Annotated in this window: 13 protein-coding genes; 9 read left to right on the plus strand and 4 right to left on the minus strand. The window is 54.4% G+C overall.

Annotation, left to right across the window (positions count from 1 at the left end; all coding sequences use genetic code 11):
* Window positions 1-399: 399 nt before the first annotated feature.
* Both tsf and rpsB read right to left on the minus strand, forming a co-directional pair.
* Window positions 400-1275, minus strand: coding sequence for a translation elongation factor Ts (gene tsf, locus H1D41_RS00910; RefSeq protein WP_228847145.1), 876 nt, complete (start codon window positions 1273-1275; stop codon window positions 400-402).
* 77 nt (window positions 1276-1352) lie between these two features.
* The gene (gene rpsB, locus H1D41_RS00915; RefSeq protein ID WP_107495944.1) at window positions 1353-2129 is read right to left on the minus strand and encodes a 30S ribosomal protein S2; all 777 of its coding nucleotides are present in this window, start codon (window positions 2127-2129) and stop codon (window positions 1353-1355) included.
* A 276-nt stretch (window positions 2130-2405) separates the two neighbouring features.
* On the opposite strand from rpsB, the gene H1D41_RS00920 reads away from it, so the two are divergent.
* Genes H1D41_RS00920 through H1D41_RS00930 form a run of 3 tightly spaced genes read left to right on the plus strand, consistent with a single transcriptional unit; the run spans window position 2406 to window position 4980 of the window.
* A complete protein-coding gene (locus H1D41_RS00920) occupies window positions 2406-3314 on the plus strand; it encodes a PfkB family carbohydrate kinase (RefSeq protein ID WP_228847146.1) in 909 nt (302 codons plus the stop codon).
* A 13-nt stretch (window positions 3315-3327) separates the two neighbouring features.
* On the plus strand, window positions 3328-4248 hold the full coding sequence (locus H1D41_RS00925; RefSeq protein WP_228847147.1) for a pseudouridine-5'-phosphate glycosidase: 921 nt from the start codon (window positions 3328-3330) through the stop codon (window positions 4246-4248).
* A 42-nt stretch (window positions 4249-4290) separates the two neighbouring features.
* Window positions 4291-4980: a DUF502 domain-containing protein gene (locus H1D41_RS00930; RefSeq protein WP_228847148.1), complete on the plus strand. Its 690-nt coding sequence runs from the start codon at window positions 4291-4293 to the stop codon at window positions 4978-4980.
* A 63-nt stretch (window positions 4981-5043) separates the two neighbouring features.
* On the opposite strand, the gene H1D41_RS00935 is transcribed toward H1D41_RS00930, so the two are convergent.
* Window positions 5044-5817 carry a 3-hydroxybutyrate dehydrogenase gene (locus H1D41_RS00935; RefSeq protein WP_228847149.1) on the minus strand — a complete coding sequence of 258 codons (774 nt, stop codon included), beginning with the start codon at window positions 5815-5817 and terminating at the stop codon, window positions 5044-5046.
* A gap of 274 nt (window positions 5818-6091) precedes the next feature.
* Here H1D41_RS00935 and H1D41_RS00940 point away from each other — a divergent pair, with 274 nt between their 5' ends.
* From H1D41_RS00940 to H1D41_RS00965, 6 genes are all read left to right on the plus strand, one after another.
* A complete protein-coding gene (locus H1D41_RS00940; RefSeq protein ID WP_228847150.1) occupies window positions 6092-7906 on the plus strand; it encodes an extracellular solute-binding protein in 1815 nt (604 codons plus the stop codon).
* 2 nt (window positions 7907-7908) lie between these two features.
* Window positions 7909-8022 (plus strand): entericidin EcnA/B family protein, encoded by a 114-nt coding sequence (locus H1D41_RS00945; RefSeq protein ID WP_228847151.1) that lies wholly within the window; start codon window positions 7909-7911, stop codon window positions 8020-8022.
* Window positions 8023-8100: 78 nt separating this feature from the next.
* Window positions 8101-9624 (plus strand): class I adenylate-forming enzyme family protein, encoded by a 1524-nt coding sequence (locus H1D41_RS00950; protein ID WP_228847152.1) that lies wholly within the window; start codon window positions 8101-8103, stop codon window positions 9622-9624.
* Complete coding sequence (locus tag H1D41_RS00955) at window positions 9621-10283, plus strand: DsbA family oxidoreductase (protein WP_228847153.1); 663 nt, start codon at window positions 9621-9623, stop codon at window positions 10281-10283. Before H1D41_RS00950 ends, H1D41_RS00955 begins: the two co-directional genes overlap by 4 nt.
* Window positions 10280-10783 (plus strand): metal-dependent hydrolase, encoded by a 504-nt coding sequence (locus H1D41_RS00960; RefSeq protein WP_228847154.1) that lies wholly within the window; start codon window positions 10280-10282, stop codon window positions 10781-10783. Before H1D41_RS00955 ends, H1D41_RS00960 begins: the two co-directional genes overlap by 4 nt.
* On the plus strand, window positions 10773-12020 hold the full coding sequence (locus tag H1D41_RS00965) for a multidrug effflux MFS transporter (RefSeq protein WP_228847155.1): 1248 nt from the start codon (window positions 10773-10775) through the stop codon (window positions 12018-12020). The genes H1D41_RS00960 and H1D41_RS00965 overlap by 11 nt, the downstream gene beginning before the upstream one ends.
* Here the strand turns inward: H1D41_RS00965 and H1D41_RS18445 are convergent.
* Window positions 12017-12292: an excalibur calcium-binding domain-containing protein gene (locus H1D41_RS18445; RefSeq protein WP_394355372.1), complete on the minus strand. Its 276-nt coding sequence runs from the start codon at window positions 12290-12292 to the stop codon at window positions 12017-12019. The genes H1D41_RS00965 and H1D41_RS18445 overlap by 4 nt on opposite strands.
* Window positions 12293-12318 lie beyond the last annotated feature (26 nt).

Raw genomic sequence — 12318 nt, forward strand, 5'->3', positions numbered from 1 at the left:
GCAACTATTTCCTTAATAAATTCAAGCTATTAAATATTCCACCTAACGTGGCAGGAAAGGTAAGGAATACCTTACTTACATATTGTCTAAAAATGAGGCATATAGGACGTGTTCCGTCGTGGTGGCAATTTTGCCTTGGAACTTACGAAGATGTGAGGCCTTGCAATTTCACAGGCATTACGTTTTCCCGGGTAACCGGACCGCCGGCTACATCTGGTGTTTGACCAGAGTGGCCGGCACTTATGTCTCTATCCTCATCCCAGGGCATAGGTATAATTCAGGCGACTTCCTTCACCGGAGTCGCCTTTTTCGTTGTGCCCTGCCCTGTTTCTGCATCACCCGCCACGAAAAAAGCCGGGCAGTTTCCTGCCCGGCTTTCGTAAGATTATGAAGGAAGGCTTAGCCCTGTGCTGCTTTCGCAACTTCTGCAGCGAAGTCTTCTTCTTTTTTCTCAATGCCGTCGCCAACTTCCATGCGAACAAAACCAGTGATCTCAACACCAGCTTCTTTGGCAGCAGCTTCAACAGTCAGGTCTGGGTTCACAACGAACGCCTGGCCCAGCAGTGTGACTTCGGACATGAATTTCTTCATGCGGCCAACGATCATTTTTTCGATCACAGCGTCTGGCTTGCCGGATTCTTTCGCGATGTCGATCTGAACCTGACGTTCTTTTTCAACAACAGCAGCGTCCAGGTCAGCTTCGGACAGAGCAGCAGGGTTTGCAGCAGCAATGTGCATTGCCAGCTGTTTGCCGATGCCGTTGTCCGCGCCTTTCAGGCCAACCAGAACACCGATTTTGCCCATGCCGTCAGTTACGGAGTTGTGGATGTATGAAACAACAGTTTCACCTTCAACAACAGTCATACGACGCAGAGACATGTTCTCGCCGATTGTCGCAACAGCGTCGGTGATCATGGTTTCAACAGGCTTGCCGTCAACTTCGGTTTTTGCCAGAGCTTCAACAGTGTCAACGCCGGTCGCAGCAGTTGCGATCTTGCCAACCATAGCCTGGAAATCAGCGTTTTTGCCAACGAAGTCAGTTTCGGAGTTCACTTCAACTGCAACACCTTTGCCGCCGTTAACTGCAACAGCAACAAGGCCTTCCGCAGCAACACGACCAGATTTTTTAGCAGCTTTTGCCAGACCTTTGGTACGCAGCCAGTCTACAGCAGCTTCCATGTCACCATCGGTTTCGGTCAGGGCCTTTTTCGCGTCCATCATGCCAGCGCCTGTGGAATCGCGGAGTTCTTTAACCAGAGCAGCGGTAATCGCCATGTCGGTTCTCCTTGGGAGTATTCTGAATAGGAAAATCCGGGAAGATATAAACCTTCCCGGTATCAGTTTTGTGAAGCTTAAGCTTCAGCAGCAACTTCTGCTTCTTCAGCGATGGATTCTTCCAGGGAAGCTTCCATTTCGCCGAGATCCAGACCAGCAGCGCCCATCTGAGCAGTCATACCGTCCAGAGCAGCGCGTGCTGCCAGGTCAGTGTAGAGTGCGATTGCGCGTGCCGCATCGTCGTTGCCTGGGATGATGTAATCAACGCCAGCAGGGTTTGCGTTTGTATCAACGATACCAACAACAGGAATGCCCAGCTTTTTCGCTTCTGCGATTGCGAGGGATTCTTTGTTTACGTCGATGACGAACAGCAGATCAGGAACGCCGCCCATGTCACGGATACCGCCAAGAGAAGCCTGAAGCTTACCCTGGTCACGTTCCATACCAAGACGTTCTTTCTTGGTCAGACCTTCTGCGCCTTCAGACAGTTTTTCGTCGATGGACTTCAGACGGTTGATAGAGTTGGAAACAGTTTTCCAGTTGGTCAGCGTGCCGCCCAGCCAACGGTGGTTCATGTAGTACTGAGCAGATTTCTCAGCTGCATCAGCAATCGCACCCTGTGCCTGACGCTTGGTGCCAACGAAGAGAACGCGGCCGCCTTTAGCAACAGTTTCACGCACAGCATTCAGAGCTGCGTCCAGCAGAGGAACCGTCTGTGTCAGGTCGAAGATGTGGATGCCATTCCGTTCGCCGTAGATGAACTCCTGCATGCGCGGGTTCCAGCGTTGTGTCTGGTGGCCAAAGTGAACGCCAGCTTCGAGCAGCTGACGAATAGTGAATTCAGGAAGAGCCATGTCTTATCCTTTCCGGTTTTACGCCTTGACGAAGCCAATCAGGAACTGCTGTTCCAACCGGTGGATCTTCAGGGATTTCTCCCCCTCGGACCCGGACTTCGTCTGTGAAGTGGGGCGGCTATAGCTGCCTTAGATCAGCCGTGCAAGGGCCTTGGCCGTAAAATAAGCAGGAAAACAGCAGTTTTTTGCCTGAAATCCCGCCAAAAGCCGATTTTCATCATCCGCGCCTCTGTCAGCCCTTGCAAACCACGCCCTGCCCTGCGACGTATCATCGCCATGACGAATTTGCAAAACAATGATCAGCCGCGTGTTCTTTGCGTTGGCGCCATTCTCTGGGATGTGATTGGCCGCACGGAACGCCATATGCGCGTGGGCTCTGATGTGCCTGGCCGTATCCTGCGTATTCCCGGCGGTGTTGCCATGAATATCGCAATGACATTCACCCGTTTTTCCCTGACACCTGTGCTGCTTGGGGCCATTGGGCGTGACGATGGTGGCGAAGAACTGATGCGCGCGGCCGGGTCTATGGGGATGGTGACGGATCATTTGTATCGGTCTGACGATCTGCCCACAGACGTTTATATGGCAATCGAAGGCGGCAATGGCCTGATCGCGGCGATCGCAGACGCCCATTCACTGGAAGCCGCCGGGGCAAAGATCCTGCGTCCGATGGAAGATGGCACCCTGGGATCTGCTGGTACCCCTTATAATGGCACAGTGGCCCTGGATGGCAATCTGACGCTTGCGTTGTTGGAAGAGATTTCCCACAGCCCGCTGTTTTCAAAGGCTGATCTGCGGATCGCGCCTGCGTCGCCAGGGAAGGCCGAACGCCTTCTGCCCCTGATGAACCATCCGGGGGCGACGTTTTATGTGAACCTTGAAGAAGCCGGGCTTTTGCTGAAGCGTGACTTTGACAATGCGTCTGACGCGGCCCTTGCCCTGACGGATCGTGGCGCAGCCCGTGCCATGGTGTCAGATGGCGGCCGTCCTGCCGGTTTTGCGGCGGATGGCGAGGTCATCAGCCAGGCTCCGCCTGAGGTTATGGTCACACGTGTAACCGGTGCGGGTGACACATTCATGGCCGCCCATATTGCGGCTGAGTTGCGTGGGGAGGGTGCGGAAGCCGCATTAACCACCGCTTTGAAAGCTGCTGCCAATTACGTTTCCGGGAACTCCCCGCAATAAAAATGAGAACAACATGAACACGACCTCCCTGCCCCTTGTTTTTTCACAGGAAGTTTCTGATGCGTTGCAATCCGGCGCGCCCGTTGTGGCCCTGGAAAGCACCATCATCACCCACGGTATGCCCTGGCCACAGAATGTAGAAACCGCCCGCCGGGTAGAGGCGACGATCCGTGAAAACGGTGCAACCCCTGCAACAATCGCGATCATGAACGGTAAGATCCATATCGGTTTGTCAGATGCGGAACTGGAAGAACTGGGTCAGGCAAAAGACGTCGCCAAACTGTCGCGCGCTGATCTGGCTGCGCGCCTGGTCACCGGTGGTTATGGGGCAACCACCGTTGCCGCCACCATGATCTGCGCGCACCTGGCGGGTATTTCTGTTTTCGCCACCGGTGGTATTGGCGGTGTGCATAAGGGCGCTGAGGACAGTTTTGATATTTCAGCCGATTTGCGCGAACTGTCAGAAACCCCGGTAACCGTTGTTGCCGCGGGTGCGAAAGCGATCCTTGACCTGCCAAAAACCCTGGAAGTGCTTGAAACGCTTGGGGTTCCTGTGATCGCCCATGGTCAGGATGACTTCCCAGCTTTCTGGTCCCGTTCCTCTGGTCTGGCCGCACCGATCCGCATGGATGACCCGGCTGACATCGCGCGCGCCCAACAAATGCGCACAAAGCTTGGCCTGCCCGGTGGACAGCTTATCGCGAACCCGATCCCGGAAACTTCTGAAATCGCTTCTGAAACCCTTGCACCGGTCATTGCACAGGCGATATCTGAGGCCGATGCGCAGGGCATTGCCGCGAAATCTGTAACGCCTTTCCTGCTGCAGCGCATTTTCGAGCTGACAGATGGGAAATCCCTCGCGGCCAATATTGATCTTGTGCTGAATAACGCGCGACTTGCAGCAAAAATCGCCGCCGGACTGGTTAAATCGTAAAACACTTCTTAAGTCCTAAGAAACCCTCAGACAGGCCGGATCATGACAAACCACAATAAAGAAGAACGTCGCCATCGCCCTTCCCGCTTTGCCGGGCTGCGCGCCAGCTTCCTGACCGGCCTTGTCGTGATTGCGCCGATTTTCCTGACGGCCTGGTTGATCTGGAACCTTGTCGGCTGGATTGACAGCTGGGTTCTGCCTTTTGTGCCGCAGGAACTGATGCCGGAACAATATATCGGTATCAATCTGCGTGGCGTTGGCGTGATCATCTTCCTGATATTCACGGCTATTGTCGGCTGGATGACGAAGGGGATCTTTGGACGTTCTCTGTTGCACATGGGCGAACGTCTTGTGGATCGTATGCCTGTGGTAAGATCGATCTATAATGGATTGAAACAAATCGCAGAAACCGTTTTCAGCCAGGCTGACAATACGTTTAAGAAAGCCTGCCTGATCGAATACCCGCGCAAGGGCCTGTGGGCGATTGCTTTTATCTCTACCTCTGCCAAAGGTGAGATCAAAAAAGACATTCCTGAGGATGACGACATTATGTCTGTCTTCCTGCCAACCACACCGAACCCGACGTCTGGTTTTCTGCTGTTTGTTCCGCGCAAAGACATTGTCGAGTTGGAAATGAGCGTCGAGGATGCCGCAAAACTCGTGATTTCTGCCGGTCTGGTCTACCCAAACAGCAAAGATCCATCCCAGCCCCCGGAAATCATGGGCAAGTAATCCCTATTTTGTCTCCACAAATATCCCGGGGTGCGCGAGGGGCTGGCCCCTCGCTTCCGAACCTTACAGCGCAGTCCAGCCGCCATCGACTGATATAGACGTGCCGGTAATCTGCGCCGCCGCATCGGAACACAGAAAGACAGCCGTGCCGCCCATTTGTTCCGTGGTCGCAAATTCACCTGAAGGCTGACGTTGCAGCATCACTTTCGCAATCACATCCTCACGTGACATCCCGTGTACTTCCATCTGATCCGGGATTTGTTTTTCAACGATGGGCGTCAGCACATAGCCGGGGCAAATCGCGTTGCAGGTCACACCCTCTCCGGCAGTTTCCAGACCGATCGTCTTTGTCAGGCCGATAATCCCGTGTTTCGCCGCGACATAAGCCGATTTATAAGGCGATGCGGTCAGTCCATGGGCCGATGCAATATTCACGATCCGTCCCCAGCCCTTTTCACGCATGCCGGGCAACGCCGCGGCAGTGGTGTGAAACGCGGAACTCAGATTGATCGCGATAATGCTGTCCCAGCGTTCCGTCGGGAAATCTTCCACTGGGCTGACGAATTGAATACCCGCGTTATTCACAAGAATATCACAGCCGCCTGCTTTCTCAATTAGCGCCCGGCACTGGTCCCCATCCGACATGTCCGCCTGAATATAGGTTACATTTGATCCATATTTTGCACTTAGGTCCGCCGCCAGCGCATGGTCAGAATCATCATTGGTGAAGGAATTCAGAACCACATTTGCCCCGGCCTTTGCCAGTTCTTCCGCAACCCCAAGGCCAATCCCGGAATTTGAACCGGTCACAACGGCCTTTTTGCCTGATAACGTCATATCGTCCCCGTAAAATAAGCATTTTCAAGGGTACTATACAAAACCCGGCCGGTGAGGAAAGCCTGATATCAAGACAGATCAGCGCACAAAAAAACGCCGGCACAAGGCCGGCGTAAAGTTATTGAGGCAGGTTTCATACAGGCAAGAAACCTATCGAGCAGTGAGTCTTTTATAAGCGATCTGCCGCCTTCGGCCAAGCTAAAAGTTTGAATTACCCACAGGTCGCGGTATATCCTGGGGATAACTAAAGAAACGGGCAGAGGGAAAACCATCAATGAAACCAGTATTTGCAGGCCAATTCAGCCTGATTTCGGCAAGTTTCGGGCTTGCAGCCGCAGGTAGTATTGCACTGGCTGAACCGCAACACGGAATTGCAATGTATGGTGATCCGGCTTTGCCTGCTGACTTTTCATCCCTGCCCTATGCGAATCCGGACGCGCCAACGGGTGGTCGTGTGGTCACGGGCGAAGTGGGTAGTTTTGATTCCCTGAACCCGCATATCCAGAAAGGCCGTGTGCCATGGCAGCTGCGTTTTCTGGCCTATGAAAGCCTGATGGGCCGCAGCTATGATGAACCGTTTTCGCTTTATGGTCTGCTGGCTGAAAGCATCGACACGGCTGAAGATCGCAGCTGGGTGGAATTCACCCTGCGTCCCGAAGCACGTTTTTCCGACGGCAGCCCGGTCACGGTTGAAGATGTGCTTTGGTCTTATGAAACCCTGGGGACTGAAGGCCATGGCCGGTATCGCGGGCTTTGGGATAAGGTGGAAACAGCGGAAATCACCGGTGAAAGCAGCATTCGCTTTACGTTTAAGCAGCCGGAACCTGAACTGGCCCTGATCATTGGCATGCGTCCGATCCTGCAAAAAGCACAATGGGACGGCCAGGAGTTCACTGAAAGCGGGCTTGATGTTATTCCTGTTGCCTCGGCCCCTTATATCATCACTGATTTTGATGCCGGGCGATCTGTCACCCTGACACGCAATCCTGACTACTGGGGCAAAGATCTGCCTTTCCGCCGGGGCACCAATAATGTTGATGAGGTCCGGCTGGAATTTTTCACCGATGCCGCCGTGATGTTTGAGGCGTTTAAGGCCGGTGAAATCAACACATTCCGCGAAACAAATTCGGAAAAATGGCGCACGCAGTTTGATTTTCCCGCCGTTCAGAATGGCGACATGGTGCTGTCTGAAATTCCGCATGAACGCCCGACAGGTATCACCGGTTATGTCATGAACACCCGCCTGCCCCAGTTCGCGGACTGGCGCGTGCGAGAGGCGATGATCACACTGTTGAATTACCCGTTCATCAGTGAAACCCTTGTCGGTGCAGATGCGCCGCGCGTGACGTCGTATTTCTCAAACTCCCTGCTTGGCATGAAGGAAGGTCCGGCTGAAGGCGATGTTCGCGCGTTGCTTGAACCCCATGCGGAACATCTGCTGCCTGGTGCGCTAGACGGTTACACCCTGGCAGAAGGCAGCAGTTCTGAACGCAACCGTGGCGATCTGCGCCGTGCGATTACGCTGTTTGAGGACGCTGGCTGGACCATTCAGGATGGCGTGATGACAAATGCTTCGGGCGAGGTTTTCACCTTCGAAATCCTGCTAAGCCAGGGCAGCAGCGAAGTTCAATCAACCATTGATATCTACGCAGAGGCTCTGGCCCGTGTTGGCATTACGCCAACCATCACTGTTGTCGATGGTGCGCAGTATAAAGAACGTACCGATCGTTTTGACTTTGGCATGACCTATTATCGTCGCTCTGCCTCCCTGTCGCCGGGCAATGAACAGTTGGCGATCTGGGGCAGTGATGCTGCTGATATTCCCGGGTCCCGGAACTGGATGGGTGCGGATAACCCGGCCATTGATGCGCTGTTGCAATCCATGTTGAATGCACAGACGCAGGACGGCTTCGTTGCCGCCACGCGCGCATTGGATCGTGTGATCGCAAGCGGACGCTATGTGGTTCCGGTCTGGCATAACCCACAAAGCTATCTCGCGCATTCGGTGGAACTGCACTATCCCGAAGATTTGCCGATTTATGGTGATTACCTTGGGTTTCATCCGGATGTCTGGTGGTGGGAGGAATGATAATGCTGCGTATCACACTGATTTCAATTGTACTTACCCTGTCGGCCTGTGGCACGGTTGAAGGCATCGGAGAAGACATTTCTTCCGGATCCCGTACCGTGAAAGGCTGGTTCTGAACCAAAGGGCGCCGCGTCAGGCGCCCTTTTTTATGCAGCCCCCTTGCAACGCGGGCCTTGCAGGCGTAGCCAGTTTTTATGCTTTCCGAATTTAAAAACGGCACGCCGCCTGCGTTGCCAGAGTCCTTCAATATGGCCGCCTGGGTGTTGCAACATGCATCCGACCTTGGGGGCAAATCCGCGCTGGAAGTGATCCGCGCCGGTGGCAAGGATGTGCTGACCTTTGCCCAGGTCGAAAGTGCTGTGCGTGGGATCGGGACTGGCTTGCTGGGCGCAGGCCTGAAACCCGGCGACACCGTGCTGATGCGGCTTGACAATACGCCGGAATTTCCTCTGTGTTATCTGGCCTGTATCGCCGTCGGGCTTGTGCCCGTGCCCACCGCAGCCCAGCTGACCGGGCCAGAGGTCGCAAAACTGTGTGATGTGGTTCAGCCTGCCCTGATCATCGCAAGCCCCGGCGTCGCCCTGCCAGATACACCGTCCTGTAATGTGTTAAAGGCCGACGCGCTTGAACCGATGCACAGCCTGCCGCCTGCGGATTACAATATGGGTGATCCGAACCGGCTGGCGTATATTATCTTCACCTCGGGTACCTCTGGCGCGCAGCGCGCGGTTTGCCACGCGCATCGCGCCATTCTGGCCCGCCAGATGATGATGCAAGGATGGTACGGGCTGACACAACAGGACCGCCTGATGCATGCTGGCGCGTTCAACTGGACCTACACATTGGGAACCGGTCTGATGGATCCCTGGACCATGGGCGCAACCGCGTTGATCCCCGAACCTGGCACGCCGCCTGCGGATCTGACGGGGCTTATGGCTAAACATCACGCCAGTATTTTTGCCGCTGCACCAGGTGTTTACCGGCAAATCTTAAAGGCTAAAGAAAACCTGAATCTGCCGGATTTGCGCCATGGGCTTTCCGCCGGTGAAAAACTGCCTGACAGCACGCGTCAGGCCTGGAACCAGGCAACCGACACCAAAATCTACGAAGCATTTGGCATGTCTGAATGTTCTACCTTTATCTCAGGTGCGCCAGACCATCCGGCCCCTGCAGGCAGCCTGGGCCATCCACAGCCGGGCCGTCATGTGGCGATCCTTGGGGAGGATGACAGGCCGGTTCCGCAAGGTGACGAAGGTGAAATCTGTATCAACCGTTCAGATCCCGGCCTGATGTTAACCTACCTGAACGCGCCCGAAGACACGGCTTCGCGGTTTACGGGGGATTGGTTTCGCACCGGGGACAGTGGTTCTATGGATGAAAGTGGTGCCATCACCTATCTGGGACGTGCGGACGATATGATGAATGCCGGTGGTTTCCGGGTGTCACCGATTGAGGTTGAATCTGCGCTGACCCAACATCCTTCTGTGCAGGAATGCGCGGTTGTGGAATTGCCGGTAAAAGCAGATGTTAGCGTCATCGCGGCGTTTTACGTGGCATCAGATGATCCTGGTGAAGATGGTCTGAAAACCTGGTTGTCGGAACAGCTGGCGCATTACAAGATGCCGCGCATGTTCATGCCCATATCTGCCGTGCCCCGCGGTGCAAACAATAAAATACTGCGCCGGAAGCTGCGCGAAGACTGGAAGGCAAGTCAATGATTAAACTGGATATTATATCTGATCCGATCTGTCCCTGGTGCTTTATTGGTAAGTCTTACCTTGATCGCGCCCTGGAAAAACACCCGGACCATCCGTTCACGATTGAATGGCATCCTTTTCAGCTGAACCCTGAGATGCCGTCAGAAGGTATGGATCGCCGCGCTTATCTGGAAGGTAAGTTTGGCGGTAAGGATGGCGCGCTGAAGGCCTATACGCCGGTTGTGGAACACGCCAAAACTGCGGGCCTTGAGATCAACTTTGATGATATTCAGCGCACGCCCAACACGTTGGATGCCCACCGGCTGATCCATTGGGCGGGGATTGAAAGCAAACAAACCCTGGTGAAATCCGCGCTGTTCAAAGCCTATTTCACCGATGGTCGTGATATTGGTGACAAGGACGTTCTGGCCGAGATTGCTGGCGAATGCGGCATGGATAAAATGGTGGTCGGTCATCTGTTGAAATCTGATGCTGACGTTGATGATATCCGTCAGCGCGATACCCATGCCCGTGAACGCGGCGTCAGTGGTGTTCCTTGCTTTATTATTGATAATCAACATGTTTTGTCCGGTGCCCAACCCCCTGAACTTTGGGGGAACGTGATTGAAGAGATCATGGGGCAGCTGGAAGACCAGCCCAACGACGCGGCTGAAGAATGATCACCGCGCATCTGCCTTCAGGTTATGTGCTGGCAAAGCTAACGCGTGCGCCGCGTCAGCTGATGCCTTTCGCGCTGCTGGGGGCAATTCTGCCAGATTTTGATATGTTCTGGTTCCATCTGGTCAATAACCGGGCCTTTCATCACCATAAGTACTGGGTGCATGCGCCGGGGTTCTGGCTGCCTGTTGCCCTGATTACACTGGCAATTCTTTACCGGGTCATCCGTCCGCGTGTGAACTTTCCGGTGATGCAGGCGGCCTGCCTGTTCTTTGGTGCGATTTTTATGCATGTCGTGCTGGACACGTTCACTGGTAGTATTATGTGGCTCTGGCCGCTGAACGACACACTTTACGAAGTTGTCACAGTGCCCGCGCGCTATGACAACTGGGTCTGGTCTTTCATTCTGCACTGGACGTTTGGTGCCGAACTTCTGATCTGGGCTGCCGCGATTTACCTGTATTTTAAACCCCTTCCTGAAAGCTCTCTTGATGCAATCTGATACGCCCATACATCCTGATATGCCCCCGCGCCTGCCCATGGCAGAATTTGTGGCGCTGATTGCGATGCTTTTTGCCACAATCGCCTTTTCCATTGATGCCATGCTGCCGGGCCTGCCATCCATCGCGGCAGAGCTGACGCCAGAGGATACCAACCGGGCGCAGCTTGTGGTCACCAGCTTTGTGTTTGGCATGGGTATTGGCACCTTTTTTACCGGCCCTCTGTCAGATGCGTTCGGGCGTCGGCCTGTTCTGCTTGGCGGGGCTGCGGTCTATATTTTCGGGGCGTTCCTGGCCTGGTACAGCCAATCTGCTGAGGGGCTGTTGATCGGACGGGCCTTGCAGGGGCTTGGTGCGGCCGGGCCACGTGTGGTGGCAATGGCGATTGTGCGGGATCTTTATTCCGGGCGTCAAATGGCGAAGCTTATGTCGTTTGCGATGATGGTGTTCTCTCTTGTGCCTGCAATCGCACCGGCCATGGGCGCGCTGATTATCGCGGTCAGTTCCTGGCGTGGCATTTTCATGGCCTTTATGGTGTTTTCCATTGTCTCGGCGCTTTGGGTTTACATCCGTCAGGGCGAAACCCTGCCCCGCGATCAACGTATCCCGCTGGAGGCAAAGCGTTTTGCCTATGCGATCCGCGAAGCGTTCAGCAACCGGATGTTTCTGCTTTCCACCCTTGTGCAAACTCTGATCTTTGGGTTGTTGATGGCGCTGATTTCCTCAACTCATCAGATCTATGACATCACCTTCCATCGCGAAGCTGAATTCCCGTTCTGGTTTGGTGCCTCTGCCGTGATTTCCGCCAGCGCCAGTATGATCAACGCCAAACTTGTCGTGCGCATGGGGATGCGGGCGCTGATTTCTGGTGCGCTCCTGACGCAGCTGGGCGTGTCCCTTGTGATGATCTTCATGGGCGCGTTTGATCTCTGGCCTGCCTGGATGGCCTTCCCGGCCTGGTTCTTCTGGTCAACCTCGCTGTTCTTTATGCTGGGCTTTACCATGGGCAATCTCAACGCGCTTGCGATGGAACCCATGGGGCATATCGCGGGTATGGCAGCCTCGATCATCGGTGCTGTGTCTACTGTAATTGGCGTCGCAATTGCCGCCCCCATCGGGCTGAGCTTTAACGGCAGTTACCTGCCCCTTGCGGTTGGTTCTGTGGTCTGCACGGGGCTGGGCTGGTTGATTATGCTACAGATTAAAAATCTGGAACGTATCAGTCACAACGCTGGTTAACGGCAACGGCTGCTGCACAGGCTTTCACAGGGTATACCATCACCGTCGCCATCCCGGCGGCGGTGGCCGCAAACTGTAAGTTTGTAACAGGCCTCAGCACAGCTTGAAATCTGCGAGCAGGTTTTACGTGAGCAATCCCAGTTTTGGGCAACAAGAAACTCACTTAACTCAAAGGCGCTTATCCCCTGATGGGCCGTGTCATCAGGATTTGCTGTAGCAAGATCAGCAATGAAAGCGGAGGCAATACAAGCCAGAAGAATTGTCTTTTTCATAATGAAAAAGCAACTAACATGTCTAG

Source organism: Halocynthiibacter styelae (assembly GCF_016123485.1).
GTDB lineage: Bacteria > Pseudomonadota > Alphaproteobacteria > Rhodobacterales > Rhodobacteraceae > Halocynthiibacter > Halocynthiibacter styelae.

Excerpts from the sequence above, each read along its gene's own strand:
- tsf (WP_228847145.1), bottom strand. The coding sequence starts at position 1,275 with ATGGCGATTACCGCTGCTCTGGTTAAAGAACTCCGCGATTCCACAGGC.
- rpsB (WP_107495944.1), bottom strand. The coding sequence starts at position 2,129 with ATGGCTCTTCCTGAATTCACTATTCGTCAGCTGCTCGAAGCTGGCGTT.
- H1D41_RS00920 (WP_228847146.1), top strand. The coding sequence starts at position 2,406 with ATGACGAATTTGCAAAACAATGATCAGCCGCGTGTTCTTTGCGTTGGC.
- H1D41_RS00925 (WP_228847147.1), top strand. The coding sequence starts at position 3,328 with ATGAACACGACCTCCCTGCCCCTTGTTTTTTCACAGGAAGTTTCTGAT.
- H1D41_RS00930 (WP_228847148.1), top strand. The coding sequence starts at position 4,291 with ATGACAAACCACAATAAAGAAGAACGTCGCCATCGCCCTTCCCGCTTT.
- H1D41_RS00935 (WP_228847149.1), bottom strand. The coding sequence starts at position 5,817 with ATGACGTTATCAGGCAAAAAGGCCGTTGTGACCGGTTCAAATTCCGGG.
- H1D41_RS00940 (WP_228847150.1), top strand. The coding sequence starts at position 6,092 with ATGAAACCAGTATTTGCAGGCCAATTCAGCCTGATTTCGGCAAGTTTC.
- H1D41_RS00945 (WP_228847151.1), top strand. The coding sequence starts at position 7,909 with ATGCTGCGTATCACACTGATTTCAATTGTACTTACCCTGTCGGCCTGT.
- H1D41_RS00950 (WP_228847152.1), top strand. The coding sequence starts at position 8,101 with ATGCTTTCCGAATTTAAAAACGGCACGCCGCCTGCGTTGCCAGAGTCC.
- H1D41_RS00955 (WP_228847153.1), top strand. The coding sequence starts at position 9,621 with ATGATTAAACTGGATATTATATCTGATCCGATCTGTCCCTGGTGCTTT.
- H1D41_RS00960 (WP_228847154.1), top strand. The coding sequence starts at position 10,280 with ATGATCACCGCGCATCTGCCTTCAGGTTATGTGCTGGCAAAGCTAACG.
- H1D41_RS00965 (WP_228847155.1), top strand. The coding sequence starts at position 10,773 with ATGCAATCTGATACGCCCATACATCCTGATATGCCCCCGCGCCTGCCC.
- H1D41_RS18445 (WP_394355372.1), bottom strand. The coding sequence starts at position 12,292 with ATGAAAAAGACAATTCTTCTGGCTTGTATTGCCTCCGCTTTCATTGCT.